The sequence below is a fragment of the Pseudofrankia sp. DC12 genome (assembly GCF_000966285.1).
GTDB lineage: Bacteria > Actinomycetota > Actinomycetes > Frankiales > Frankiaceae > Pseudofrankia.
Genome location: NZ_KQ031391.1, coordinates 6,375,419 through 6,402,071 on the forward strand (window position 1 = coordinate 6,375,419; position 26,653 = coordinate 6,402,071).

21 protein-coding genes and 4 pseudogenes are annotated in these 26,653 nt (G+C 68.9%); 16 read left to right on the top strand and 9 right to left on the bottom strand.

Going from position 1 to position 26,653, the window contains the following annotated elements:
• Nucleotides 1-196: 196 nt before the first annotated feature.
• Entirely contained in the window at nucleotides 197-361 is a 165-nt protein-coding gene (locus FRADC12_RS31790) for a hypothetical protein (protein WP_157489042.1), read from the top strand.
• A 131-nt stretch (nucleotides 362-492) separates the two neighbouring features.
• Here the strand turns inward: FRADC12_RS31790 and FRADC12_RS30555 are convergent, their stop codons facing one another.
• From FRADC12_RS30555 to FRADC12_RS25860, 4 genes and pseudogenes are all read right to left on the bottom strand, one after another.
• The gene (locus tag FRADC12_RS30555; protein ID WP_198153044.1) at nucleotides 493-819 is read right to left on the bottom strand and encodes a PEP/pyruvate-binding domain-containing protein; all 327 of its coding nucleotides are present in this window, start codon (nucleotides 817-819) and stop codon (nucleotides 493-495) included.
• An 88-nt stretch (nucleotides 820-907) separates the two neighbouring features.
• Entirely contained in the window at nucleotides 908-1,390 is a 483-nt protein-coding gene (locus FRADC12_RS35195) for a DUF1918 domain-containing protein (protein WP_502685323.1), read from the bottom strand.
• A gap of 63 nt (nucleotides 1,391-1,453) precedes the next feature.
• A pseudogene (locus FRADC12_RS35200) lies at nucleotides 1,454-1,726 on the bottom strand (CBS domain-containing protein); the annotation flags it as partial.
• 49 nt (nucleotides 1,727-1,775) lie between these two features.
• Nucleotides 1,776-2,303, bottom strand: a complete 528-nt coding sequence (locus FRADC12_RS25860; RefSeq protein WP_232304054.1) for an Hsp20/alpha crystallin family protein — start codon at nucleotides 2,301-2,303, stop codon at nucleotides 1,776-1,778.
• Between the two features lie 376 nt (nucleotides 2,304-2,679).
• Between FRADC12_RS25860 and FRADC12_RS25865 the strand changes: the two genes are divergently transcribed.
• Both FRADC12_RS25865 and FRADC12_RS34095 read left to right on the top strand, forming a co-directional pair.
• Nucleotides 2,680-3,285 (top strand): HAD family hydrolase, encoded by a 606-nt coding sequence (locus FRADC12_RS25865; protein ID WP_198153045.1) that lies wholly within the window; start codon nucleotides 2,680-2,682, stop codon nucleotides 3,283-3,285.
• Between the two features lie 59 nt (nucleotides 3,286-3,344).
• Nucleotides 3,345-3,920: a YdeI/OmpD-associated family protein gene (locus FRADC12_RS34095; protein ID WP_045878567.1), complete on the top strand. Its 576-nt coding sequence runs from the start codon at nucleotides 3,345-3,347 to the stop codon at nucleotides 3,918-3,920.
• Nucleotides 3,921-4,255: 335 nt separating this feature from the next.
• Here the strand turns inward: FRADC12_RS34095 and FRADC12_RS25875 are convergent.
• Nucleotides 4,256-5,239 (bottom strand): annotated as a pseudogene (locus tag FRADC12_RS25875) (cytochrome d ubiquinol oxidase subunit II); the annotation flags it as partial.
• Complete coding sequence (locus FRADC12_RS25880) at nucleotides 5,236-6,684, bottom strand: cytochrome ubiquinol oxidase subunit I (RefSeq protein ID WP_084011191.1); 1,449 nt, start codon at nucleotides 6,682-6,684, stop codon at nucleotides 5,236-5,238. The pseudogene FRADC12_RS25875 and the gene FRADC12_RS25880, both read right to left, overlap by 4 nt.
• 568 nt (nucleotides 6,685-7,252) lie before the next feature.
• On the opposite strand from FRADC12_RS25880, the gene FRADC12_RS25885 reads away from it, so the two are divergent.
• From FRADC12_RS25885 to FRADC12_RS31800, 4 genes are all read left to right on the top strand, one after another.
• Nucleotides 7,253-12,184, top strand: a complete 4,932-nt coding sequence (locus FRADC12_RS25885) for a polymorphic toxin-type HINT domain-containing protein (RefSeq protein WP_052711183.1) — start codon at nucleotides 7,253-7,255, stop codon at nucleotides 12,182-12,184.
• On the top strand, nucleotides 12,108-12,608 hold the full coding sequence (locus tag FRADC12_RS34590; RefSeq protein ID WP_084011192.1) for a hypothetical protein: 501 nt from the start codon (nucleotides 12,108-12,110) through the stop codon (nucleotides 12,606-12,608). The genes FRADC12_RS25885 and FRADC12_RS34590 overlap by 77 nt, the downstream gene beginning before the upstream one ends.
• Before the next feature lie 854 nt (nucleotides 12,609-13,462).
• On the top strand, nucleotides 13,463-14,464 hold the full coding sequence (locus tag FRADC12_RS25890) for a polymorphic toxin-type HINT domain-containing protein (protein ID WP_045878568.1): 1,002 nt from the start codon (nucleotides 13,463-13,465) through the stop codon (nucleotides 14,462-14,464).
• An 83-nt stretch (nucleotides 14,465-14,547) separates the two neighbouring features.
• Nucleotides 14,548-14,922, top strand: a complete 375-nt coding sequence (locus tag FRADC12_RS31800; RefSeq protein WP_157489044.1) for a hypothetical protein — start codon at nucleotides 14,548-14,550, stop codon at nucleotides 14,920-14,922.
• Nucleotides 14,923-15,089: 167 nt separating this feature from the next.
• Here the strand turns inward: FRADC12_RS31800 and FRADC12_RS25895 are convergent.
• Nucleotides 15,090-15,875, bottom strand: a pseudogene (locus FRADC12_RS25895) (IS66 family transposase); the annotation flags it as partial.
• A 303-nt stretch (nucleotides 15,876-16,178) separates the two neighbouring features.
• On the opposite strand from FRADC12_RS25895, the gene FRADC12_RS25900 reads away from it, so the two are divergent.
• From FRADC12_RS25900 to FRADC12_RS25920, 6 genes are all read left to right on the top strand, one after another.
• Nucleotides 16,179-17,012, top strand: coding sequence for an HARBI1 family protein (locus tag FRADC12_RS25900; RefSeq protein ID WP_045875985.1), 834 nt, complete (start codon nucleotides 16,179-16,181; stop codon nucleotides 17,010-17,012).
• Between the two features lie 127 nt (nucleotides 17,013-17,139).
• Nucleotides 17,140-17,466 (top strand): integrase core domain-containing protein, encoded by a 327-nt coding sequence (locus FRADC12_RS25905; protein ID WP_157489045.1) that lies wholly within the window; start codon nucleotides 17,140-17,142, stop codon nucleotides 17,464-17,466.
• A 477-nt stretch (nucleotides 17,467-17,943) separates the two neighbouring features.
• The gene (locus FRADC12_RS35205; protein WP_502685324.1) at nucleotides 17,944-19,578 is read left to right on the top strand and encodes an RHS repeat-associated core domain-containing protein; all 1,635 of its coding nucleotides are present in this window, start codon (nucleotides 17,944-17,946) and stop codon (nucleotides 19,576-19,578) included.
• Nucleotides 19,575-19,988, top strand: a complete 414-nt coding sequence (locus tag FRADC12_RS31805; RefSeq protein ID WP_157489047.1) for a toxin-antitoxin system YwqK family antitoxin — start codon at nucleotides 19,575-19,577, stop codon at nucleotides 19,986-19,988. Before FRADC12_RS35205 ends, FRADC12_RS31805 begins: the two co-directional genes overlap by 4 nt.
• Nucleotides 19,933-20,694, top strand: a complete 762-nt coding sequence (locus tag FRADC12_RS30570) for an endonuclease V (RefSeq protein ID WP_084011421.1) — start codon at nucleotides 19,933-19,935, stop codon at nucleotides 20,692-20,694. The genes FRADC12_RS31805 and FRADC12_RS30570 overlap by 56 nt, the downstream gene beginning before the upstream one ends.
• A gap of 591 nt (nucleotides 20,695-21,285) precedes the next feature.
• A complete protein-coding gene (locus FRADC12_RS25920) occupies nucleotides 21,286-21,651 on the top strand; it encodes a hypothetical protein (RefSeq protein WP_157489048.1) in 366 nt (121 codons plus the stop codon).
• Here the strand turns inward: FRADC12_RS25920 and FRADC12_RS25925 are convergent.
• The gene (locus FRADC12_RS25925) at nucleotides 21,614-23,344 is read right to left on the bottom strand and encodes a hypothetical protein (RefSeq protein WP_157489049.1); all 1,731 of its coding nucleotides are present in this window, start codon (nucleotides 23,342-23,344) and stop codon (nucleotides 21,614-21,616) included. The two genes, FRADC12_RS25920 and FRADC12_RS25925, sit on opposite strands and share 38 nt — an antisense overlap.
• Before the next feature lie 422 nt (nucleotides 23,345-23,766).
• Here FRADC12_RS25925 and FRADC12_RS33580 point away from each other — a divergent pair, with 422 nt between their 5' ends.
• The 3 genes and pseudogenes from FRADC12_RS33580 to FRADC12_RS25930 all read left to right on the top strand — a co-directional run bounded on the left by FRADC12_RS33580 (nucleotide 23,767) and on the right by FRADC12_RS25930 (nucleotide 25,761).
• The gene (locus FRADC12_RS33580) at nucleotides 23,767-23,946 is read left to right on the top strand and encodes a hypothetical protein (protein WP_232304055.1); all 180 of its coding nucleotides are present in this window, start codon (nucleotides 23,767-23,769) and stop codon (nucleotides 23,944-23,946) included.
• 12 nt (nucleotides 23,947-23,958) lie between these two features.
• Nucleotides 23,959-24,114: pseudogene (locus FRADC12_RS35210) on the top strand (hypothetical protein); the annotation flags it as partial.
• A gap of 114 nt (nucleotides 24,115-24,228) precedes the next feature.
• Complete coding sequence (locus FRADC12_RS25930) at nucleotides 24,229-25,761, top strand: ATP-binding protein (RefSeq protein WP_232304056.1); 1,533 nt, start codon at nucleotides 24,229-24,231, stop codon at nucleotides 25,759-25,761.
• Between the two features lie 147 nt (nucleotides 25,762-25,908).
• On the opposite strand, the gene FRADC12_RS32560 is transcribed toward FRADC12_RS25930, so the two are convergent.
• Complete coding sequence (locus FRADC12_RS32560) at nucleotides 25,909-26,304, bottom strand: hypothetical protein (protein ID WP_052711186.1); 396 nt, start codon at nucleotides 26,302-26,304, stop codon at nucleotides 25,909-25,911.
• Nucleotides 26,305-26,653 lie beyond the last annotated feature (349 nt).

The window sequence follows — 26,653 nt, forward strand, 5'->3', positions numbered from 1 at the left end:
GGCGGCCCCTGCCAGCCGGCCCTCCTGACGGCCTCGGTCGACTGCGACAGGCGATCGGTTACCGGAACAGTGCACCGCCTCGCCGTCGTCGACGGCGAGGCGCCTGCCGCCTTACCCGTCACCTCGCCGCACGGGCTGGGGCATCGCGCACGCCATCCGCATCGGCCAGGCACTCGCGAGCCTGCCACCACTCCTCGTGATCTACACGATCACGGCATACCAGCTGTCCGAGACCACGCAGGTCCATCCCCAGGTCATCCGCGCCGCCCGCGCCGCCCGCGCCGCCCGCGCCGTCGCACAGGCCGTCGCCGCCGAGACCGAGCGTTACCGGACCTCCGCAGGACGGGCCCACGCCAGGTAACCGGACTCATTCCGGTCCAGTTCTGACGCCCCGTCTGGCCCGCGGTGACCGGTGGCGCGGGCCGAGGCCCGAGCATTCACGGACCCGCTCGACCAGGCCCTCGTCGCCGTGGACGTCGGTGAAGGTCTGGTTTATCCCAGCGAACGAGGTACCCGCGGTGTCCTCCGCGCCGCGGTCGCCGACGAACGGACCGCGACCTCCAACGCCCGGCCGGGCCCGCCGACGAGCCTGTGGTAGGCCTCCAGCACCTCCTGGCCTACGTCGTCCGGCATCGGCGCGGTACGCACCAGCCTTCGCAGGGCAGCCGCTGCCCGGCCGAGGGCAGCCGGGTCGTCAGGGCTGACCTCCGCCATCCGCCGGGCGGGCTCCGTACCGAGGCCGCTAGCAGCGAGCGCGCGCTGGTAGGCCGCGGACGTCACGACGAACCCGGCCGGGACCGGGAACCCTGCCCTCGTCAACTCGCCCAGATTCGCCCCTTGCCCCCGGCCTGAGCGACGTCGCGCAGCGACAGCTCGCTGAACCAGGCGACCCACGGGCAGCGCGGGCTCATCGCGACCGATCGTGGTGGCGGACCTCCGCATCAGGCCCGGGATAGATGAAACTGACGCGCCCGTCGTCATCCCACCGCACCGTGAACGGCGGATCGCCGGCGGGCGAGCGCACCTCAGAGATCTCCCCAAGCCGGTCGGGGTGCCCGGAGGAACGGCGATGGATGATCAGCGTGTCACCGGCGCGGGCCCGCATCGCCAGGCGGCGGGGCGACAGGCTGCGGGCCGCTGGAAACGATTCCTCGCGGATCGCGGCCGGCGGCGGGGCTTCGTGATGCGGAGCAAAGATCTCGTCGGCGAGCGGGTGGACCAGCTCGGCGATCTCCTGCTCGGAGCGCACCAACAGGTCGTCAACCGACAGCAGACCGACCACGCGGCGCCCGTCGACGATCGGCAGCCGGCGGATCGCGTGGTCACGGAAAATCTCATACGCCCGCTCGGTATCGGCGGTCGCCGGCAGGGTGATCACGTCGATGGTCATCAGAGCGTCGATCCTCGCGTCCGGCGGGACGCTTCGCGCGAGGCCCCGCAGCACAAGGTCGCGGTCGGTGACGATGCCGACCAGGTGTTCGCCCTCGACGACCAGCAGCGCGCCGACGCCCTGGCGTTCCATCTCCCGTGCCGCGTCGCCGACAGTGGAGGCCCGGCCCACGGTGATCGGCTGGCGCAGGAGCCTGTCCCGGATCTGGGCCATCGCTGCCACCTCCGTATGACATGTACCGCCGGCGACGTGACGACCCGAGATCGCCGGCTCCGGCAGAAGACCTGTGTTCGACGCGTGCCGAGTACGCGCCGAGCACGCGTCGAACACCTTCATCGCGTCAGGGACCTCTTGGCGCGACAGTCATGCCTTCGGTTTCCGAGGGTCAGCCGTGGTCTTCGCCCGGCTCCGGACGGATCTCGATGTGTCTGGCGTGGCTCGGCTCGGTCTTGGCCAGCCGGACGGTGAGTACCCCGTCAGCGAGGGACGCGCTCACCGCCTCCGGGTCCACCTCGCCCGGAACCACAATGCGATGCCCGAAACGACCCGCGGCGCGGTGCCGGCGGTGCATCACCCGCTGTTCCCGTTCCTTGATCTCACCGGTGACGACAAGTTCACAGTCGCGCAGATCGATCGACACGTCGTCGCGCCGCACCCCAGGAAGGTCAAGTTCGACGATGAACGCGTCGCTGGTCTCCTCGATGTCAACCGGCGCCGTCAGGCCGCCAATCAGGCGGGCGGACAGCCCCTCCCGGTTGCTCATGGCCTCCCCGAGGAGACTGCCCATCTGGGTCCACACATCCTCCATCTCACGGAACGGATCCCACCGGGAAAGCCTCGACGTACGGTCACCGAGGCGTGCGGGCAAGGTCATTTTCTCACTCTCAATCAGTGTGACGGCCGTCGCGGCCACTCGCGAAACTGACTAACTGCTCTTCTGCCTTGCCCGCGCCGCCTCGCGTAAACCGCGGCGCGTTTCGTGACCGGCCCCGCGATTCGCCCGCATTGCCCATAATCCTCCCCTGGCGCCGCCGCCGCGGCCGCGAGCCGAAAGGGGAAAATGCGATCGGCAGGTGCCGCGGGACGGCGACGGGCTGAAGGCATCGAAAACGTGCGAGACGTACCCAGAACCTCTGGATACCAACGCCTGAACAGACGCCGATCTTGTTCGACGCAATCTCTGGCCGGCTTCGCCCGCGTGACGGTGCGTCGCTCGCGAGACGCGAGTGGGTTGGCCGCGGGGCTGCCGATTCAGGGCCGAGCCGTCAGCCTGTGGCATCGACGCCTCGGTGGTCCTGTTCGACAAGACCGGCACCCTCACCGCCGGCCGCCCGGCACTGACCGAGATCGTCACGGCGGACGGCAGGGGCGACGCCGAACTGCTCCGGCTGGCCGCCTCGCTGGACCAGGTCTCACCGCACGTCCTCGCCGCGGCCGTCGTCCGCGCCGCCCGGGAGCGCAACCTGGCGCTCACCATGCCGAGCGAGGTCGAGGAGGTCACCGGAGCGGGCAACCGCGGCCTCGTCGACGGGCACCACATCACCATCGGCAAGGCCGCATGGGTTGGCGTCGCCGGGGGCGTACCGCCGTCCGGGGTGGGTCACCTGGGCCGCGGCGGCCCAGGCGGTACCTCGCCGGGGCGAGGCTGGATCCGCGCCGTGCGGCGCCGCTCTTCCCGCGATGGGTCGATCACGGTCTTCGTCGGCGTGGACGCTCAGGCCGCCGGCGCGCTGCTCCTCGACGACCCGCTCCGGCCGGACGTGCCGCGCATGATCCGCCGCCTACGAGACGCCGGCATCACCCGGACCGTCATGGTCACCGGAGACCGCACCGAGGTCGCCACCAGTCGCCGAAGCCCTCGGTTTCGACGCCATCCTCGCCGAACGCACCCCTGAGACTGGCAGGAAGCATCGTTGCGCGGGCCGTCCCGGGGCCGTGTGGTTGACTTTCGGAGGTGTCCGAGAGCCGAGAGATCGCCACCTTTGACACGGCCGGAGCGTTCGAGGCCTGGCTGAGTGAACGGCACGCGGACTGCGCGGGCATCTGGCTGAAGATTCGGAAGAAGGGGCCGGGCATCGTCGCTCTGGACTATGACCAGGCCCTCGACGTGGCGCTCTGCTTTGGCTGGATCGACGGGCAGAAGGGCGCGTTCGACGACGAGTGGTGGCTGCAGAGGTTCACCCCGCGCAAGCGGAACAGCAGATGGTCGAAGATCAACTGTGATCGGGTGGCGGCCCTCCTGGGCCAGGGCCGGATGCGTCCGGCGGGCCTGGCCGAGGTCGAGCAGGCAAAGGCGGACGGCCGGTGGCAGGCGGCCTACGACGGCGCCAGGACGGCCCAGGTGCCGGACGACCTTGCCGCCGCGTTGGCGGCCAGCCCTGCCGCCGCGGCCTTCTTCGAGACGCTGGACGGACGGAACCGTTACGCCGTCCTGTACCGCATCCAGAACGTCAAGAAGGCGGAGACCAGGGCACGCCGGATCGAGAAGTACGTCGCCATGCTGGCCCGCGGCGAGAAACTCCATCCCTAGCCAGCGCCGGTGGGCGAGCTGATACGGGTCGGCATCCTCCACCCACCGCCAACCCGCCGATGGGTCGCGGGCCACCGCGGGGAACCGCGTGGGAGGCGTCCGAGGGCACCCTTCTCGCCGCGGGCCTCTCAGCCTGGGCGCGGGCCTGCCCCCGGCCGCTGGTCCTGTTCTTCGACGAGATCGACGCACTGAGCGGTCAGAGCCTCGTCGGTGTCCTCAGCCAGCTCCGGGACGGCACCGCATCCCCTCGGCCGGCGTCGGCGCTTCCGGTGGTGGGTGGGTTTCTGTTGGTGTTCGGCGGCGTGTTGGTGGTTCGGGGCTGGTGGCGGCGTGGGTGGTTCTGGGTGGGAGAACAGGCGGAACAGCGTCAGCAGGGCGGGTACCAAGGCGACTATCCCGCCTCCGATTGCCAGGAGGAGGGCGTGGATGTTCGCGGTTGGGGCTGCGGCATCTGTCACGGTGGTGTGGCCGACGACCAGGTCGGGGTATTGGGCGGCGGCCCAGCCCCAGAGCACGGCGGCGACGGCCAGTCCGGCCGCGAGCCGGGCCAGGGTGAACCGGCGTCGCCATACGAGGGCGAGCGCGGCGATCCCGCCGGCGGCTGAGAGCGCGACGAAGGGCAGTGCCCGTTCGGTGAAGCGGCTGGCGACGACCGGGGCGTCGCGCCACAGCAGTGGCAGTAGCACCGTGGCGAGTGCGCCGGCTGTTACGGCGCCGCCGAGGGCGCGTCGGCGGAAGTAGGGGACCAGATGTTCGGCTGCGGGTGAGGAGGCCGCGTCCCGGCAGAGGTAGACGGCGGCGAGGAAGGCGGTCGCGACGACGGCGAACACCCCGGCTACCAGCCCGAAAGGGCTGGTCAGCGGGGCGGCCGGGTCGTCGGGGGAAAGGTCGCCGGTGGCCAGCGCGGCGCCGCTGATGCCGAGCGCGAAGGGTGTGATGGTGGAGGCGGCGGCGAACACGTGTCCCCACCAGTGGTCCGGCCCGGCGCCGCCGTCGCCGTAGGCCCGGTAGACGTAGGCGGCCCCGCGCAGCACGATGCCGACCAGCGCGAGGGCGAGGGGCAGCTCGAGAGTGGACCCGACCACGCCGAACGCCGGTGGGAAACCGCTGAACATCGCGACGATGACGAAGATCAGCCAGACGTGGTTGGCCTCCCAGACCGGCCCGAGCGCTCCCGCGACCAACGTCCGCACGTCGCCCGCTTCGTGGCTGCGGGCCAGCAGGTCCCAGACGCCGCCACCGAAGTCGGCGCCGGCCAGCAGGGCGTAGGCGGTCAGCCCGGCGACCATGACGCCCAGCAGCAGATCGGCGGAGCTCACCGCGCACCCCCGGTGGACGCGGCCACGACCGGGAGCGGGACCTGTGGAGCTCCGTCGGCCGGCGACGGCGGCTCTTCGCCTGGTGGGCCGGCGGAGGGCGGCGGCTGGGCTGGGCTGCCGGTGGCCATCCGGCGCAGGATGAGTACCAGCGCCGTGGCCAGGCCGAGGTAGAGCGTGAGCGTGCCGGCGAACGCCCAGCCGAGGCCGGCATTGCTGGTGACCGCCTCGTTGACCCGCATCCGTCCGTAGACGATCCAGGGTTGGCGTCCGCCTTCGGTGACCTCCCAGCCGGCCAGCATGGCGAGAACTGATGCCGGGCCGGTCGCCGCCGCCCCCAGCAGCCAAAGCCTGCCGGTGGGTAGCAGCGGGCGGACGCCGCGGCGTCGGCGGCGCAGCGCCACGAGGGCCACCAGTGCGGACAGCGCGATCAGCGCCGTGCCGAGCCCGACCATCAGGGTGAACGCCGAGTGGACGAGCAGGGCGTTCGGCCGGTCGGGGGCGGGCGCGGCGTCGAGGCCGCGGATCACGTGGTCTCGGTGGAAGCCCTCCAGCAGCGACAGTCCGTCGGGAATCTCGATGCCGTAGCGGACCTTTCCCGTGGTCGCGTCGTAGATCCCGCCGATGGTCAGCGGTGCTCGCGGCCCGGTGCGGTACAGGCCTTCCATCGCCGCGAGCTTCGCCGGCTGTGCGTCACCGACCACGCGGGCCGCCCAGTCGCCGGTCACCAGCTGCAGCGGCGCGCAGGCCAGGACGGTGACGAGCCCGACCCGCAGCCCGGCCTGGTGGTAGGCGTCCCGCCGGCCGTGCAGCAGGCCGACCGCGTAGACGCCGGCCACCACCCCGCCGGTGCACATCAGGGCCGCCAGCAGCATGTGCACGATCTGCGGCGGCGCGGACGGGCTGAGGAACGGCCCGAGCGGCTCGGCCGAGACCACCTTCCCGTTAACCTCCCGTAGCCCGCGTGGCACGTTCATCCAGGCGTTGGCCGTGATGATGAACAGCGTCGAGAGGGTGCCGGCGATCGCGATCGGCCACAGCGTCAGCCAGTGCGCCCGCGGCGAGAGCCGCCGCCAGCCGTACAGGTACATCCCGCCGAAGACCGCCTCGACGAAGAACGCGAAACCCTCCAGGGTGAACGACAGCCCGAGCGCGCCGCCGTAGCGGGCCATGAAAGCCGGCCAAAGCAGCCCGAACTCGAAGGACAGCACCGTCCCGGAGACCGCCCCGACGGCGAACAGCACCGCGAACGCCCTGGCCCATTTCCGGGTGAGCGCGTACCAGACCTCGTCGCCGGTCCGCAGCCAGCGCCCCTCGGTGTACAGCAGCAGCCATGGCAGACCGACGCCGAACACGGCGAAGCAGATGTGGAACGCGAGGCTGAAGGCAGTCTGCCCACGGGCCAGATCAGCCGACGCGAGGATCACCGGTGCCGCCGCCAGCTCCATGAGCCGCTCCAAAAGATCTTCTACGCTCCGTCGAAGACATCTTCTACGGTACGTAGAAGATCACGTACCGGCAAGCGGGGCTGTCCCGCTGTGACCCAGCAGACGGCAAGGCGGGAACGAGAGCAGGCCGCGTGCGCCTCACGGTGAGCCGTGCGGCCAGCCGCGCCCCACAGCCCAAGCGCCCACGCAGGCCTGGAGACGGCTTCGCCGTCGCTCATCCCCAGCGGACCGGCAGCCGGGCCGCGAGCGCCGCGCACCGTGCGGGGCCGCCCCTCCAACGTCAAGGCTGCTACGCATCGCCTACGGCGACCGGGTCCCCTCCGGCGCCCACGGGCCCTGACCCCGGAGCCTCTGCGACCCCGCGGACAGGACAAAAGGGCAGGTAGGGACCTGCCCCGATCAGACGCGCGGCGCCGGGTACACCCACCAACAGGAACAGACAGACCAAACCAAAGCCACACCATCGCTTGATCCACCATCCACGGAACCGGGGGAAGCTCGCAAGACGACGAGCTACGGCTACGACGCCAAGGGCGACCTGCGCCACGACGTCGACCCCGCCGGCCTGGTGCACGACTACACCAACGACGAGCTCGGCCGCCGGCTCACCTCCAAGGAGACCTCCGACACCTACCCGGCCGGCCTGACCACGACGCTCACCTACTCGAAGCTCTCGCAGGTCGCGACCGTCACCGAGCCGGGCACCGCCAACCTCGTCTCCGGCACCACCCACACTCCGGTCACCACCAACACCTACGACGCCAACGGCAACCTCACCCAGACCGTCGTCTCCGACGCCACTGGTGGCGACCCGTCGCGCACGACGACGTTCTCCTACGACCACGACGACCGGCTGCTGTGGCGGACCGACGGGTCGGGCAGCTACACGTGGGCGACGTACGGCACCACCTACGACGCGAACGGCAACGTCGCGACGGCGAAGGACCCGAACGGCACCGTCACCGCCTACACCTACACCGACCGCAACCAGCTCGCGACGACGACGCTGCAGGGCTTCGTCGACGACCCGGTCGCCGGGACGACCCCGCGCGACCTGCTGCTGGAGTCCCGGGCCTACGACCCGGCCGGGCGGCTGGCGTCGCTGACCGACACCCTCGGGCGCGTCACCCAGTACACCTACTGGCTCGACGACCTGCCCCGACAGACCATCCTGAAGGGCTACCGGCCGCCGGACACCGTCAACGGCGTGCTGTCGGGCCCCGGCGCTCGCGACATCGTGCTGGACGACCGGACCTACGACTCCGCCGGCAACCTGGTCAAGGACGTCGGTGGCGGCGGGACGCAGACGGTCACCGGCAGCTACGACGCCGCCGGGCGGACCAGCCGCACGACCGTCGACCCGGACGGGCTCGCCCGCACCACCGACTACACCTACGACGCCGCCACCAACGTCACCTCAGCGGTGTCCGGCGCGGCCGGGACGACGGCGACGCAGCGCACCGACTTCGGCTACGACAACGCCTCCCGGCTGACCGCACAGACCGTCTACGGCGACGGCACGGCCACCTTTGTGACCTCCTACCAGCGTGACCAGCGCGGTTACGTCACCGCCGTCACCGACCCGCGCGGCTACGGGGCCGGTGGGACGCTCGACCCGGCGTACACGACGAACCTGGTCACCGACTCCGCCGGCCAGCTGGCGCAGACGATCGCGCCGCCGGTGGCGGTCGAGGAGAACGGCGCCGCCCCGGCGACGTTCCGGCCGTCGGCCGAGGTCGGCTATGACACCTTCGGCGATCTCACGCAGGCTCGGGACGGCCGCAACAACGTCACCGCGACCAGCTACGACACGCTCGGCCGGCCGTACAAGACGGTGGCACCGTCGTACACCCCGCCGGCCGGTGGGGCGGCGGTGACCCCGACCGAGAAGTGGAGCTACGACTCCAACGGCAACGTCCTGACCGACACCGACCCGCTCAACCAGGTCACCACCACGGTCTACGACAAGCTCGGCCGGCCCGTCTCGGTCACCGACCCGCAGGTCACCGGCGCATCGGCCGCCGGCGTGACCCGCTACCTGTACGACGACGCGAGCAACCTGCGTACGACGGTCGACCAGGACGGCGCCTGGACCTGGTACGCCTACGACGACCTGAACCGGGTGTGGGCGACCACGCAGACCGAACGGTCCCCGCAGGCGGCCTTCACGACGTACACCGACCACGACGACGCCGGCAACGTCAACAAGGTCCTCACCTGGGCGAACGTGCCGACGCAGGCCGCCGCGACCGCCAGCTACGACGCGGCCGGCGAGGTCGTCGACGCCCATGACGAGCTCGGCAAGCTGACGCACTACACCTACGACCTCGGCGGCCGGCCCGCCACCGTCACCGACCCGCTGGGCCGGCAGGTCCGCTACACCTACGACCGCGCCGGGCGGCAGGTCACCACCGGCCAGTACTCACCGTCGAACGCGCTGCTTCGTTCCACCTCGGCCGGGTACGACGCCGCCGGCGACCCGGTCACGCTGACCGACGCGGCCGGCCACACCACCAGCGCCACCTTCGACGCGCTCGGCCAGCCCCGGACCATCAGCGTCCCCGCCACCGCCTCGACCTCGCTGAACACGAGCGCGGGCTACGACGCCGCCGGCGACCGGACCCGGGTGACCGACGGCAATGGCAACGCCACCATCAGCACGTTCAACAGCCTCGGACTGCCCGAGCAGACCATCGAACCGACCACCGCGGCGTACCCGAACCTGGCCGACCGGACCTGGACCACGAGCTACGACGCCGCCGGCCACCCCACCACCCAGACCGAGCCCGGCGGGGTCAGCCGGACCGGCACCTACGACCAGCTCGGGCGCCTCACCGCCGTCTCCGGCTCAGGCGGCGGGGCCACCGCGGCGTCGCGCAGCTTCGGCTATGACCTGGCCGGCCAGGTCACCTCCGCCTCCCACCCGAGCGGCACCGAGTCGTTCAGCTACGACGACCGGGGCCTGCTCACCGGCAGCACCGGCCCGGCGGGCAACGCGACCTTCGGCTACGACGCCAACAGCCGCATGACCAGCCGCAACGACGCGGGCGCCAACTCGACCTTCGGCTACGACGCCCGCGGCGAGCTCACCGCCCTGACCACGAACGCCACGAACACGACCGCGGCGCTCGGCTACGACGACGCCGGCCAGCTGACCAACGTCACCTACGCCAGCGGCAACGCCAACAGCACCATCCGCACGTACGGGTACGACAACCTCGGCCGCACCACCTCGGACACCCTCACCAAACCCACCGGCACCCTGCGCTCCCAGACCTACGGCTACGACGTCAACGACAACCTGACCTCGACGACCATCAGCGGTTCCGCCGTGGCGGGCGCCGGAACGCAGAGCTACAACTACGACCAGGCGAACCGGCTCACCAGCTGGACCAACCCCGCCAGCGCCACCACCAGCTACGGCTGGGACGCCGCCGGCAACCGCACCTCGGTCAACTCCACGACGGCGACGTTCGACGCCCGCAACCGGCTCACCTCGGACGGCGCGGCGAGCTACACCTACACCGCCCGCGGCACCCTCACCACCCGGACCGCCGGCGCCACGACCACCACCACCAACTACGACGCCCTCGACCAGCTCGCCTCCGAAGTCACCGGCGCCACCACGACGAGCTACGCCTACGACGCGCTCGGCCGCGTCGGCACCCGCAACGGCACCGCCCTGTCCTACGCCGGCGCCGAGGCGCAACCCGTCTCCGACGGCCCCTACGGGTACACCCACACCCCGGGCGGCGCCACTTTCGCTGTCAACTCCTGGGCCGGCGGCTGGGACACCCTCACCAACGCCCACGGCGACCTCATCGCCGCCGCAGCCCCCACCGCCACCGCCCTCGCGGACAGCCGCAACTACGACCCCTTCGGCACCCCCACCACGGCCGGCATCACCCACATCGGCATCGGCTACCAGAGCAGCTGGACCGACCCCACCACCAACCGGGTCGGCGCCGAAAACCGCTGGTACTCACCGGGCACCGGCACCTTCTCCAGCCGCGACGCGACCACCCTCCCCTGGACCGGAAATGCCGCCGACAACCTCTACGGCTATGCCGGCGCCAACCCCGTCACGAACAACGACCCCACGGGCCGGATGATCGCGTCGGCTGGCGGTGGTCGAGGAGAAGAAGGAACACTTACACCGCATTACCACACCGACTATTATCCGTGTACAGACTTTAAGCGCGCACTTCTCCTGCTCAATTGCAGCCGACAGGTCTTTGTCGGGAACACCTTCACGCCCTTCCCCCCGCAGCCGCAGCCCCAGCCCCAGCCCCAGCCTCAGCCCCAGCCGCAACAACAGCAGGACTGTGCCTGCTCACCTGGACAGGTCAACAACATCCCGTCGAGGCAGAACCGAGGAGGCTCCAGCGCGACCGCGGCCGCGGTGTCCGGTCGGTCGACGCCGGCTCCTGTGGCGACGCCCGTGGCGGCGATTCTGTTGATCCCACAGTCGGAGTGGATCGCGGCGAGTCCGCGGCCGTCCGCGAACCCGCCCATTTCCCAGCCCACCTCGTTCATCGTGCTGCAGCAGAACGTCATGCCGACCGGCGGCCTGCCCGTCGCGGCCCCGGCCCCAGGGACGAACCCGAGCAGTGGTCCCGCCGCGGCCTACAGCCCGCCCCAGGCGAGCGACCCGTGGTCGACCGGCGCCATCGCGGTCCTCTACGCCAGCGCCACCCAGCCGTGCGCGGCCACCCCAGGCCAGGTCGCCCTCGCCGCGGCCTGCCAGCCCGGCAGGCCCGCCCCGCCCGCCCAGTCCCAGAAGCACTGCGGCTGGGCCGGCTGCACCCTCGGTGGTCTGGCCAGCTCCGCGGGCCACGCCATCACCAGTACCGCGACCGGCGCCTACAACTACGCGAGGAACCACCCCGTCGACGCCGCGCTCGACGTCGCCATGTTCGCCCTCGCGTTCGTCCCCGTCGGCGGCGAACTCGCAGACGGAGCCATCCTCGGCGCCAGACTCGCCGAAGGCGCCGACGAAGCACTCACCCTCACACGCGGCGCCGAAGAAGCCGACAGCGCCGGCAGTGCGCTGCTGAAATCCTGTCGACTGAACAGCTTCACCGCCAGCACCCTGGTCCTGATGGCCGACGGCACATCCAAACCCATCGACCAGATCCACGTCGGTGACACCGTCCAAGCCACCGACCCCACCACCGGTAAAACCAGCACCCAGCCGGTGACCGCCGTCATGGTCCACCACGACACCGACCTCCTCGACCTCACCATCCAGGCCGACGGCGTCACCTCGCTGATCCACACCACCGACCACCACCCGTTCTGGGACGACACCACCCACACCTGGACCGACGCCGGCAGTCTCACCCCCGGCGACCACCTCCACACCGACGACGGCACCACCGCCACCGTCATCGCCACCGGCCGTCCTCCCCGGCAGCGGCGACATGTGGGACCTCACCATCAACCACACCCACACCTTCTACATCGAGACCTCGACGACCTCAGCCATCCTGGAGAGTGAATCTCCCGGACACGGAGACGCTGGGACTGCGGGTGCCACGGATGCCGGCGTCGGCATTCTGGTCCACAATTGCGGCCCTGGCGATGTCGTTCCGTATCGGCCAACGCAGCCCGGCCTTGAAAACCATCATGGTGTTCTGGATGTCTGGGCGCGGAATAATGTTCCCGGCTACGGAATTCGGCCCGCGGACAGCACGACAGTAGCGCTCACGCCCGCGCAGCATGCTGCGACAAAGGCAGCGTACCGTGACTGGCTCGAGGAACAGACGGGTAGGCGTGTCGGCGGCAAGGTTGATTGGACCTCGATCGGCCCGCAGGAGATATACTCGCTGTCAGAGCGGATGTTCGATGCGGCCGGTGTCTCGCAGGAGAGCCGTCTCGCATATTACTCGCAATACACGAGCTACCTCTACGGACTTGGGTGATGGGAATTGGGCGAAATTACCGAACTCGTTGCTGCGATCTCGCGGGATGAAAGATGCATCGTACTACCGCCGAGCGGTCAACCGGTAGTCCCTGGGCGCCGTACCCCCGACGATCTCCGCGAGTTTTACACTATTTGCGGTGGTATCAACCTCTTCCAGGACTCGAATTACTCATGGGCAATTTCGAGCCCTGACCACCTCGCTCCGACAAATGTCGAGGTGATCGGCGATCAGGTAAACGATGACATCACGACGACCTGGTACATAGTCGCACGTGACAGTGGAGACAGTTCGGCGTTGATCAGTATCGACCTGGGCGACGACAGGTTGGGTTGGTGCTACGACAGCGATGTAGAGGTCCACGGCGTAGCAGGTAGCTGCGCTGTCATTTCTCATTCGTTCGCCGAACTTCTCAGAGCTCTATACGCGGCGCGAGGTGACTACCTTTTTTGGGGTGCGCCCGACTTTATTGGCCTAGGTGATGCCTACGATTGACATGTAAGTAAGTTGTCGGTCTGGGAGGGAGGGCCCCGGCCCCCGGGACCAACCCGAGCAGTGGTCCCGCCGCTGCCTACAGTCCGCCCCAGGCGAGTGACCCGTGGTCGACCGGCGCTATTTCGGTCCTCTATGCCAGCCTCACGCAGCCGTGTTCGGCTACGCCGGGTGAGGTCGCCCTCGCCGCGGCCTGCCGGCCCGGCAGGCCCGACCCGCCTGCCCAGCCCCAGAAGCACTGCGGCTTTGGTTGCCATGCTCTCGGCTGGGCCCACACCGGCGCCAGCACCGTCGCCAATACCGCGACCGGCGTCTACAACTACGCGAGGAACCACCCCGTCGACGCCGCGCTCGACGTCGCGATGGTCGCGCTCGCGTTCGTCCCGGTCGGCGGCGAACTCGCAGACGGAGCCATCCTCGGCGCCAGACTCGCCGAAGGCGCCGACGAAGCACTCACCCTCACACGCGGCGCCGAAGAAGCCGACAGCGCCGGCAGTGCGCTGCTGAAATCCTGTCGACTGAACAGCTTCACCGCCAGCACCCTGGTCCTGATGGCCGACGGCACATCCAAACCCATCGACCAGATCCACGTCGGTGACACCGTCCAAGCCACCGACCCCACCACCGGTAAGACCAGCACCCAGCCGGTGACCGCCGTCATGGTCCACCACGACACCGACCTCCTCGACCTCACCATCCAGGCCGACGGCGTCACCTCGCTGATCCACACCACCGACCACCACCCGTTCTGGGACGACACCACCCACACCTGGACCGACGCCGGCCGCCTCACCCCCGGCGACCACCTCCACACCGACGACGGCACCACCGCCACCGTCATCGTCATCGCCACCGCCGTCCTCCCCGGCAGCGGCGACATGTGGGACCTCACCATCAACCACACCCACACCTTCTACGTCCTCACCACCAACGCGGGTACTCTGAGGCGTGAATACCCCAGCCACACGGACGATGGCGGAACTACAAACGGCACGGCTGTCGGTGTCGGTATTCTTGTTCACAATGCATGTCTGCCCGAGTTGCGTAATTGGAGTAGTCAGCGCTTCCAGTTCGGGCAAGCCCAGTTCCAACTAGACAAGAAGGGGCTGACACACATCCTTGAGCGGCATCATCTGGACTACTGGGATGGATCGGTGAAGGCGCGCCAGACCTTCTTCGACTCGTCGATGTCGATCGACGATGTTCAGGCTGCGATCGGCGAGGTGGCCCGGCAGAACCGCACGCAACTGATGCGGATCGGTTCGGGCATAGATCAAATCCAAGGCGCCGTCGGCGGGGTCGACTACGTACTTGGAGTATCCCGCGGCCGAATCGGCCAGTTCTTCCCTGGGACGTTGCCGTGAGCCGAATCCGAGTCCAGAGCTACGTGCGGAACGGTGACGACCTACGGCCCATAGCTGAGGTCCAGCGCTACGACGGTGACTGCATGTACGTTCCCGGTGCGATCAGCCTGATGATCGACGGGTCGGAGGTGCTTGGAACCGATCTTTGGGATGATGTGAACTGGCTCTGGCCCTTCGTCGTCCGAGCGTTCGATGAGTGCCGCCGAAAGGGTGTCGGTAGGAGAGGATTTCCTGATCAGCCCATAACGTTCAAGGTGGAGAAGGTTTGGAAAGGAAATCTTCTTCTTACTGTTACTGACGGGGCATTGATCAATCGAGTGGCGGTGGCCTCCGGGGGCGAATTGTACGAAGCAGTCGGCCGCGCCGCCCTCGATTTCTTCGATGATTTTCAGCGCCTGTGTCCGGGGGGCGACGGTGGAGGCGAAGAGCGTGAGATCGCCGCTTCGTGGCTGGCGTGATTCACACATTGCTGTTCACGAAGCGCGGCCGACGGTGACGGTGTAGGCGTAGCTGTTCAGCTCGGGTGGTAGACGGTGTAGTGGTGCTTGCCCGTGTCAGGGCGCCTCGGAGCGCCCCGTGCGCGATGCGCACGGTGTTGGTGGTGGTGTTGGTGGGCTGGTCGCGGTCAGCCGGGTTCGGCGGCGGGTGGTAGCCAGGGGCCGGTCGTGAAGAGTCGTTCGAGGACGTCGAGGGCGTTCAGGCCCCACTTGACGGCGGTCGACAGGTAGGACTGCACGATGGCGAAGTCGACGAGGCCGGCCAGGGTCCGCCAGCAACCGCCGGAGGTCCGTTGCTGGACCTTGACGGGCCTGACCTCCCTTTCCGCTTGGTTGTTCGAGAAGGGCACGGTCAGGTCGACGACGAAGCGGAGGATCATGTCCTCCTCGCGGCGCATCCGGCGGATCAGTGTGCGGGCGTCCTTCGCGAGCGAGGAACGGTCGCCCTGGTTGTCGGCCTCGCCACGGGCGAGTGCACCGCGGTAGTGGTTGCGGACCCGGGCGACGGCCTCGGGCGTCAGCGCGCTGTGCCCGGCGTCGCGGGCGGCGCACGCGGTGTGGTGGGCGTCGAGCAGGGTCGTTGCCATCGCGTCGGCCCAGAGCTGCCCGGCTGGGTCACCGTCGTGGATGGACCGCAGGTCGCGCAGGGTGTGCGCGCCGCACCAGGCGTGCAGCGCCTGCGTCAGGTGGGTGTAGCCGTTGTAGCCGTCCCGCATGAGCACGCCGGTGAACACGGGCCAGATCCCGCCGGCGTCGATCGCGGCGGCGGTCCGGTCGCCGGTGTGCAGCGCGGTCAGGTAGTCGGTGGCGGCGACGTGGACGTAGCGCAGCGTGCCGTCGGCGCGGGCGGTTGTCTCGTCGGCGTGCGCGACCGGCGCGGCGGCGATCAACGCACGGACGTGCGGGAGGAAGGTCTCTGAGTTTCCCCTCGGGAGATGGAGGTATTACTTAAGAGGGGGAGGCTGATCAGGATGGAGACACGGCGTAGGTTCGATCCGGATTTTCGGGAAGGCGCTGTCCGTATCCCGCCGTTACCGGCGACGCACGTCGGAGTGGGGACGGGTCCTTGAGCAGTGAGCCTTTCCCTGCAACGACCCGTCACGCTAGGTAATCATCACGGGTCGTGATCGACGGCTGGGTCGCCGACGACGAAACGCGGGGCAACCGGTAGGAAGTAGTCCTCTCACAGATCACTTCCGCCGGAGCCCCGCGTCCTCATGAGTGTCACATACACGAGCGTCCTGCCCCTGAGCGATCACACGGTCGTCCGCCTTGCCACGCTCCTGATTGCGGAACGTAGGCGGACCGGTACGCGGAGCGGGACCCGCGCCCTGTCTCCATGGGAGCAGGCCGTGTTCGTCCTGCGCTGGTTCTGTGACGGAACCCCGGTCATCCGGCTGTGTCGGGACAACAACATCGGCAAGTCGGTGGGCTACCGCTACCTGCACGAGGGCCTCGCAGTCCTGGCCTGGCAGGCCCCTGACCTGCGCAACGCACTGATCGCCGCGAAGTTCGCCGGCTACGACCACGTGATCGTCGACGGGACGGTGATCGAGACCGACCGGGTGACCGTCCCCGGCCCGACGAAGGGCGTGGACCTGTGGTGGTCAGGAAAAATCAAGAACCACGGCGCGAACGTGCAAGTCGTCTCGGGTCCCGAGGACGGCTGGCCGCTGTGGGTGTCCGACGTCCGTCCCGGCCGGGAGCACGACACCACCGCCCTGCGCGCCTCCGGCGCCCCGGAGGTCTTCGAGGAGTGGTTCGCCGACGGCGGGCAGGTGCTCGGCGACGGCGGCTACGAAGCGTTCGGAACCCAGGAGGGGCAGTTCGCGGTCCCGTTCAAGAAGCCGAAGGGCGGGGAGCTGACCGCCGAACAGAAACTGCACAACCGCATCCACTACGCCCTGCGGGCGGTCGGGGAGCGCGCGAACGCGCTGCTCAAGGTCACCTTCCGCCTGCTCCGCAACGTCACGATCGACCCCTGGAAGATCGGGCTGGTCGCGAAAGCGTCCCTCGTCATCCTCCACACCGAGTACCAGAGGACCACCTGACGACCAACACACGATCACACTATTGATACTCACCCAGGGTAACGGTCGGTTGCAGGGAAAGGCTCACTGACCCGAAACTATCCACTCAATATTTCCGACCCTCCTTTATGGATAGTTCACTCATCTCGTGCGACCTCGTGTCGCACACCAGGGCGGCGAGTACACCGGGACGGTGTTCACCGACGCCTGCGACCGGATGGGCGTGACCCAGTCGATGGGCCGGACCGGCAGCGCGCTGGACAACGCCGTCGCCGAGTCGTTCAACTCCACGCTGGAGTTCGAACTGCTCGCCACCACCCGTTTCGCGACCCGCCGCGAAGCCCGGAGGGCGGTCGCCGGCTTCCTCGACCGGTACAACCACACCAGGCGGCACACGGCCTGCGACAACCAGGCACCGGTCGCCTACGAACAGGCCCAGGCCGCCGCCGCGGTACCTCCCACCCAGGCCGCCTGACCCTCCCCGGGGCCGGGAAAAGAAACCACCTGGAGACGGCTTCGCCGTCGCTCATCCCCAGCGGACCGGCAGCCGGGCCGCGAGCGCCGCGCACCGTGCGGGGCCGCCCCTCCAACGTCAAGGCTGCTACGCATCGCCTACGGCGACCGGGTCCCCTCCGGCGCCCACGGGCCCTGACCCCGGAGCCTCTGCGACCCCGCGGACAGGACAAAAGGGCAGGTAGGGACCTGCCCCGATCAGACGCGCGGCGCCGGGTACACCCACCAACAGGAACAGACAGACCAAACCAAAGCCACACCATCGCTTGATCCACCATCCACGGAACCGGGGGAAGCTCGCCTGTCCTACGCGGGCGCCGAGGCGCAACCCGTCTCCGACGGCCCCTACGGGTACACCCACACCCCGGGCGGCGCCACTTTCGCTGTCAACTCCTGGGCCGGCGGCTGGGACACCCTCACCAACGCCCACGGCGACCTCATCGCCGCCGCCACCCCCACCGCCACCGCCCTCGCGGACAGCCGCAACTACGACCCGTTCGGCACCCCGACCACGGCCGGCATCACCCACATCGGCATCGGCTACCAGAGCAGCTGGACCGACCCCACCACCAACCGGGTCGACGCCGAAAACCGCTGGTACTCACCGGGCACCGGCACCTTCTCCAGCCGCGACGCGACCACCCTCCCCTGGACCGGAAATGCCGCCGACAACCTCTACGGCTATGCCGGCGCCAACCCCGTCACGAACAACGACCCCACGGGCCGGATGATCGCGTCGGCTGGCGGTGGTCGAGGAGAAGAAGGAACACTTACACCGCATTACCACACCGACTATTATCCGTGTACAGACTTTAAGCGCGCACTTCTCCTGCTCAATTGCAGCCGACAGGTCTTTGTCGGGAACACCTTCACGCCCTTCCCCCCGCAGCCGCAGCCCCAGCCCCAGCCCCAGCCTCAGCCCCAGCCGCAACAACAGCAGGACTGTGCCTGCTCACCTGGACAGGTCAACAACATCCCGTCGAGGCAGAACCGAGGAGGCTCCAGCGCGACCGCGGCCGCGGTGTCCGGTCGGTCGACGCCGGCTCCTGTGGCGACGCCCGTGGCGGCGATTCTGTTGATCCCACAGTCGGAGTGGATCGCGGCGAGTCCGCGGCCGTCCGCGAACCCGCCCATTTCCCAGCCCACCTCGTTCATCGTGCTGCAGCAGAACGTCATGCCGACCGGCGGCCTGCCCGTCGCGGCCCCGGCCCCAGGGACGAACCCGAGCAGTGGTCCCGCCGCGGCCTACAGCCCGCCCCAGGCGAGCGACCCGTGGTCGACCGGCGCCATCGCGGTCCTCTACGCCAGCGCCACCCAGCCGTGCGCGGCCACTCCTGGCCAGGCCGGCCTCGCCACCGCCTGCCAGCCCGGCAGGCCGGCTCCGCCAGTGCAGACCCAGAAGCACTGCGGCTGGGCCGGCTGCACCCTCGGCGGCCTGGCCAGTTCCGCCAGCCACACCATCGTCAGCACCGCGACCAGCGCCTACAACTACGCGAGGAACCACCCCGTCGACACGGCGCTCAACGTCGCGATGGTCGCTCTCGCGTTCGTCCCGGTCGGTGGTGAGTTCGCCGACGGCGCCATCCTCGCCGCGCGGGGAGCGCGAGGCATCGAGGAAGTGGGAGCACTCGTTGACTCAGGTGGGATAGACTCGAAATTGGTCCGTACGGTGGACTCTGAATACGACGCGATAACGACGAAGGGCGGAGATAGGTATCTTTCTATCAGGAAGCGCGGGCCGGTCCTGACGGGAACGGCTGACGCATTGACCGGCGATGTGGTGACTTCTCTTAACTGGGGCACCGACGTTGCGAATCTGCATCCCACCTTGGTGGGTCGTCTCAGTGGAGAGGGATTGGAATCGTTTTACGGTGGTCCCTCTGGGGTGCACGGGGAGATTCACGGCATCAATGAGCTTCTCTGGCGACGGGAAGATGCTGGTTTGAGTACCGAGATCGACGGCACCTTCACCTTCTACAGCCGAAGGCTCCGAGGTGCCGAGCAAGGTGATCAGATTCCGAGGTGCGCGGCGTGTGAATCCCTCACCTCAGGCGCGGGAGAGATTCAGCGGTGACGGAGAGCGGCCCTGTCCGAGTGCTTGATTCGGACCTGGACTACGATTCGGATCTTGTCTACTCGTACCGCGGGCAGCCGTTCACCGGAGTCGGCTACGACGATGTCCCTGGCCATGGATTGTCGGAAATATCCTACGTCGATGGGCGCCAGGAAGGCTCATCCCGCGACTGGTATCCCTCGGGCAATCTCCAAGCCGAGACATTCTACAAAAGAAATATGCGACACGGCCCCAATCGGGAGTACAGGGAAGACGGGTCCATCGCCCTCGACGAGTACTACGAGTTCGGGGTGCGAGTGTCGTCGCGCACAATTGATGAAAACGGCTCCGTAGTCGAGAGTTATCAGCTCCTTGATGACAGCGACGGCCGTCGCAAGATCGATCGACTTCGCGAAATCTTCGGCGGATAGTTTGCGAATCTCCCCGCCAGCTGATGGCTACTGTGCTCGCGGTGAGGCGTCGCTGACCATTGGTGACGCGGAGAAAATTCAGGAGGATTTGCGCTCCCTGGTAAATCTGGACAGCGCCGTCGGGGCCAGCCGGAAAACTGTCACCGGTCTCGACGTGTCCTATGTGAAAGATACTGATCTGCTGGCTGCTGCCGCAGTCACCATCGACATTCAGACGCTCGGCGTCTTGGAGACTGCGATTGTCAAGGGAGAGGCAACGTTCCCATATGTGCCGGGCCTGCTGGCATTTCGTGAGGCTCCTGCGCTGCTGCATGCCCTAGAAAAAATACTGGTCACGCCCGATGTCCTGGTATGTGACGGCTACGGTCTTGCGCATCCGAGGAGGTTCGGCCTGGCATGCTACCTCGGAGTCATAACCGGTCTCCCGACTTTCGGGGTCGCGAAGAGCTCGTTTACTGCACGCTTTGTCGAGCCTGGCGTGGAGCGCGGCTCGTGGTCGCCGCTCCTCGATGGCGATGACGTAGTTGGCCGCGTGCTGAGGACACAGCCCGGCGTAAAACCCGTATTTGTCTCGGTGGGCCATCGCATCGACCTGGACGAGGCATCCGACATAACACTTAAGATGTCTCCCAGATTCCGCGTGCCGGAAGCAATTCGCCGCGCGGATTCGCTGTCTCGAGCCGCGCTCCGGACTGGATCCGGCTGACGCCGATCATTTACCTTATCTCCTGCCAGGTCTGCCACAGATGGCGACCACGACCAGGCGGCGGGCTTCGAGAACTCTCCGAAAATGCTGTGACCCCTCGGCCAACATGCGTGCACAGACTCCGACGAAGATCACAGCCGTACCTGCCTGTGCGAGATAGTCAGCCGGTGGCGGCGGCGTCGAGGGATTCGGTCCTGGTGGAGGTATGAGCTCGGCAGTCGAATGCGGGTGTCCTGGCACAGCACCGGTCAGGTGTCGGCCAGATGGTGACGTCGTTCCCGGGCATTGCCGGGCTCCAGCGCCGGCGCTGCTCGGTGATCGTCATTTCTGATCGGCGTCGTGCGCCTTATTGTTGGCTGCGTCGATTCGGTTGCGGTCGGCCGTCGTGCGGAGGCGGCTCAAGGAAGCCTGATGACGATGTCGCTGCGGATGCGGTGCCGGCTCTCGATGAGGCTTCCGGGTCTTTCGCGATGTCGGGCGCGATGCCCACAGGCGGCATGGTCGTCCACAGGTGGCGTAAGAGGACTGGTGCGGTGAGCGCCGTGATGTTGCACTGGGCACCCTTGATCGCTTCGCACGTGGGAGGTGTCGATGGGCTGGCATGCGCGGGCTGAGGAGCTGGTGCGGCTGGAAGGGCCGGTGCTGGAAGCGGCGTTGATGTTGTTGGAGCATGCGGCGTCGGGGCTGCTGCACCGGCCCGCGTTCGACAGTCTGGCCGGGGCGTCGGCGCTGGCGGATGTGGACCTGGCGGTGTTCCGGCTGGAGATATACGGGCTGCGGGTGCCGCCGTCGTTTCCGGTGGGTGGGGATCGGGTCGAGGCTCGTGACGTACGGCCGGTATTGGACGCGGCAGCGGCGCGCCTGGCCACGGGTCTTACGACCGCGGCGGATCCGATGCAGGTGGCCCGTGCGGGGATCTTCACCCGTGAGGCGCTGGCGGCGTTGGGCGATGACTGAGCGAGGGGATGCGCGCGGGCTGAGCGACGGCTGGCTGATGGAGCGGGCCGAGCATGCGGCGGCGTTCGCGGTCGCGACGCGGCATCCGCAGCAGTGGTCGGTCGAGTATCTCGGGCAAGAAGCGGCCGGGCTGGTGGCGATGGCCGCGGTGGTCCACGGTCATGCCCGCTTTCTCGCCCGCGAGATGGAGCCGGGGCATCCCGCGCGGGTCCTGGCGGGATTTCTTGACGCCGTGCGCCGTCCGCTGCGAGGCATGGGTCAATCGGGCGGCGAGTTGGCCGCGGCGAGCCTGTGGCACGGGGCGGTCGAACAAGTGGCGGTCGCACATGACCTTTTGGCGGCACAGGTCGGTGGCGTGGCGGAGCCGGGCCTGGACCACCTCGGGGGGCAGGCCGGCGGTCGCGGCGTGCAGACCACGCACGGCGGCGTGGCGGGTCGCGGTGAACGACAGTTCGGCCACGAGCACGGGCAGCCCGGCGCGGTGGCCGCGGGCCGCGGGGGTGGCCAGGGCCGCGGTGGTCCGTTCGAGGGCGCGCAGCGCGCTGACCACGGCGATCCACGCGGGCAGTTCCTGGTCGACCTCGAACGGGCCGGTCGCGCGCAGCATCGGCCCGGTCCCGGGTCCGGCACCGGTGAGCAGCGACTTTCCGTCACGCAGCGGGGTCTCGGTCGCGCCCCACCGGCTGCGGTAGGCCGCCGCGATCTCGGTCGCGGTCAGCGCGGCAGGATCGGTGACGTTCGTGGCGATCGCGTAGGTCTCCCCGGTGTGGACCCCGTCGGCGAACACGTCGTACTCCACGGCCCGCCAGCCGGTCAGCACGTCCTCGACCCCGAGGCCGGCGAGGAACGACCCGTCGGGCAGCCAGTCGCCGACCCGGCGCACCGTCAGCCCGGACGGCAGCCGCACGAGCAGCCGCCACCCGGTCGCGGCGAGGCGGCGCAGCCGCGGCGCCCCGGGGAAGTTGCGGTCCCCGACATGGCCCAGGTCCTCGCGGGCAAGGTCCGCCCCGGCGGGCCCGTCCGCGACCTGGTCGAGCGGGGCCTGCTCGGCGGCGAGCTCGGCGCGGACCGCCGCGAGCAGCCGGTCGGCGAGCGCGGGCATGAGCCCGGCTGGCAGGCCCCGGCGCGCCGCCGCGAACCCGGCCCCGGTCGGGACCGAGCAGCGGCCGGTGAACGCCACCTCGCCGAGCGGGCCGAACAGCCCGGCCAGTACGTCGTCCCACGACGCCTCCGGCATCAGCACCCCCGCGAGCTGCCCCCGCACGAGCAGCGGCCACGTGAACACCCGCCCCGGATCCCGTCCACCAGCCCCGGCCCCGTCCTCGGCGGCCTCCTCGGTGCCGGCGGGGGTGAACTCGCCGACAAGCCGGTCGATCTCGGCCTCCAGCAGACCGAGCCGCACGAAGTCCGCGGCCTGCCCCTCGACCTCGATCCGCCCGTCGTCCCGGACCCGGGCGACCCCCACGAGCACCGGGCGCAGGACCACGACCCGATCCCCCTGCCCGACCGGCCCCGCGCCCGGCGCGACCGTCAACAGCGAACGCCGCCCCGCCGGCGCCTGCCCACCCCCACGCCGCCCGGCCGTCCGCGCCGTCCCCGCCACAACGTCCTCGACGCGCACCGCGACGAGCCCGGACCCGACCTCCAGGGACCCGGACAGACCAGCCGCCGACACACACGAGTAGAAAGACACCAGCGGGCTCCGGGGCAGAGAAGGCGTAGGAACCTGATCTCCTACCCGGAGACCCGCCCCAAAGCCCGCATCTCGGGCCCTTCCAACAGGGCCGGGCGTGTCGCGCCCACCGCCCCAACCACCCCAGAATCGTCACTCGCGGTGACCATCATCCCGAGGCCTCCATGCGGTCACACCACCACGATCATGCGCTGGTTGTCGGCATTGCCCCTTCATCCCTGTCCAGGCCATCAGCGACTGATTGCCGCACGTTCTTGGTGCTGGCCCAGTGGCTGCCAATGCCGTTGTAAGGCGCTTGATCGCGAGGTGTGGGGTACCCGGCCGCGCCTGGGCCAACGGTGATGTTGGGTGACGGTCGGGCGTGGGGTGGGAGGTCGCCGGAGCGGTGGATTTGGGTGCTGGGAGTGCCCGGAGTGTGGGGTTTGAGCGGATCTCCGGGTGAGGTGAAGGGTGTCGAAGCCAGTTCCCTGACCCGGAGCTTCGACCACCGCGAGCAGGCCCAGGCGCTGGCCACCCTGATCGTCGACCGCCACGAGAACGACGGCTGGGACGGAGCGCGCCTCACGCCGCTGGTCGCCGGCCTGCGCGAGGTCATGCCCTGAGTCCGCCAGTGGCACAACGAGGTCGACCCGCGCTACGACGGTTCCCCCGCCGAGGTCTACGACGCCTTCCTCGCCGGCACCCTGGGCCAGCACAACCTGACCGAGGCCGCCCTGACCGGCTGGCGCCCCTCCGCCCCGACCCGCGGTCGCCGTGCCGCCCGAGGGTAGGCGGTCGGTGGTGCTGCGTAGAGTTGCGCTGATCGACTTGTGGCTGGGGGAGGGTGGTGTGGGATGGCTCGTTGGTTCAACACGGCTGGACCGTGCGATCCCGAGCTTCATTTCATGATCCCGGCCGCGGCGCGGCTTCCAGGGGTACCTGGACTCGTGGCGCGGCATGGCTACTTCGTCGTGCATGCTCCCCGGCAGACGGGGAAGACGACGACGCTCCGGTCGCTGGCACAGGAACTGACCGCGAGCGGCCGGTACGCGGCGGTGCTGACCTCCTGTGAGCCTGGCCGGCCCTGGTCCGATGACGTCGCCGCGGCGGAACAAGCCATCCTCCGGACTCTTCGAGACAAGGCTGCCGACGGCCTGCCTGACGATCTCCGCCCGCCGGCCTGGCCGGAGGCGCCCGCCGGGGCAGTGCTGAGCAGCGGGCTCACGGCCTGGTCGAAGGCTTGCCCACGTCCGGTGGTGCTCTTCCTTGACGAAATTGACGCCCTGGAGGGCCGCACGCTGATCAGCGTGCTCAGCCAGCTGCGCAGCGGCGCCACCGAACGGCCAGCGAACTTCCCGATGTCAGTCGCCCTCTGCGGCCTGCGCGATCTCCGCGACTACAAGACCGCCTCTGGGGGAAACCCCAACCGCCTGGGCGGTCCCAGCCCCTTCAACATCATCGTTGAGTCGCTGCGGCTCGGGAATTTCACACCCGACGAGATCCGCGAACTCTACGGTCAGCACACCTCTGACACCGGACAGCCGTTCACCGGCGAGGCCGTCGAGCAGGTCTTCGACCTGACCGACGGCCAGCCCTGGCTGGTCAACGCGCTGGCGAACGAGATCACCGTCAAGATGGCGGTGACGCCACCGACCCCAATCACCGCCGCCCACGTAGAGAAGGCAGCCGAACGCCTCATCCAGGCCCGGGCCACCCACCTGGACTCGCTGGTTGACAAGCTCAACGACTCCCGGGTCCGCGCCATCATCGAACCTTTGATCACCGGCACCCAGCCGGCACAGCGGCCGAAGAACGACGACATCCAGTACGTCCGCGACCTCGGTCTGCTCGCCCAGGACCCACCGGTCCGCCCGGCCAACCCGATCTACAACGAGGTCATCGTCCGTGCCCTGACCGACGGTGTCCTGGAATATGCGACCGACGTTCCCCGGCCTCGTGCCTATGTGCTTCCCGACGGACGGATGGACTTCACCCGCCTGCTCACCGAGTTCGCCGCCTTCTGGAAGGGCAACGGCGACATCCTCGTCTCGCAGCAGATCTACCACGAGGCCGCTCCTCATCTCGTCCTCCAGGCGTACCTCCAGCGGGTGGTGAACGGTGGTGGCACCGTCCTGCGCGAGTACGGCGTAGGCCGCGGCCGGCTCGACCTCCTCGTCACCTGGCCTTACCGCAGTCCCGACGGTGCTCAGGCCGTGCAGCGCCAAGCCATCGAGCTGAAGGTCCGCGCCGAGGGCGATGCCGACCCCCCAGACCCCGCGTTGGTCCAGCTCGACGGCTACCTCGACCGCCTCGGCCTCGACACCGGGGCGCTGCTCCTCTTCGACCGCCGGCCGACGGCTCCCCCCATCCACGAGCGCACGACCATCACCGCCAGGACCAGCCCAGCCGGCCGGCCGATCACCCTGTTCCAGGGATAACGCCGCCGACCGCCAGGAGCCAAGGGGGCCAGCCAGCCTCGCCATCGGTCGCGCGGCTCACTTTGACAGCAGCCGTCGTCTCTCGCTGGTTCGCTTGGACTGGGGAATATCCTCGCCGTACAGCCAATGCCACTTCCGCTAGTTCGATCATGATTTGTGGCGCTGCTGAGCACGCCGGTTGAAGATTCGGCCAGTGGGCGGCTGGGAGGCCCCCGTGCGGCGGCGGGGCCCGCGGAGCGCGGTGCCACGCGGGTCGGCGCGCACCCGCGGCCCGGCGGTGGCGGGTCGGTGGCGTGTCCGGGTCCGTTCCCGGTGCTGCGGCGCGGGTCCGCTCGTTCTGGCGAGCCTGATCGTGGCCGGCGCGTCGTAGCGGATCCCGTGCTGCCCAGGGCTTTTGACCTTGTAGTGGTTGTGGCGGGCGCGGCGCACGACCCGGGGGTAGCCGCGCTCGCGGCGCTCGTTGAGCTTCTCGGGCCGGGTGATGTCCGCGTGGACGCGGGCGAGGGCCCGCGCCTCGTGGTCAGGGGGAAGAAGACGGGTCACCGACCCGTCGACGAACGAGGCGCATGGTGCGCGTGTAGCGGACTCTGTCCGGGTCGATCCAGGGCCAAGGGAAGATCACTCCAGGTAGCGAACTATCGCTCTGAGTAATCGTCACGATCGAGCTCTCGGTCCAGGTTTCGACGGGTCTCGCGGGTGCAGTTCCTTCCGGCCGGAATCTCGCCGCCCGCGCTTCCGAGCTATCGGAAATGACGCCATCGGCAGCTACGAATGCCTACCCGAAAATCCGCCGCTGTGCGCCCAGTCGCCATGGCCGTTGAATTGACGAAAACAAGAGCCGCCGTTGCGAAACGACGGCCTCCTGATCGGGACAATGAGAGTGCGAACAAAC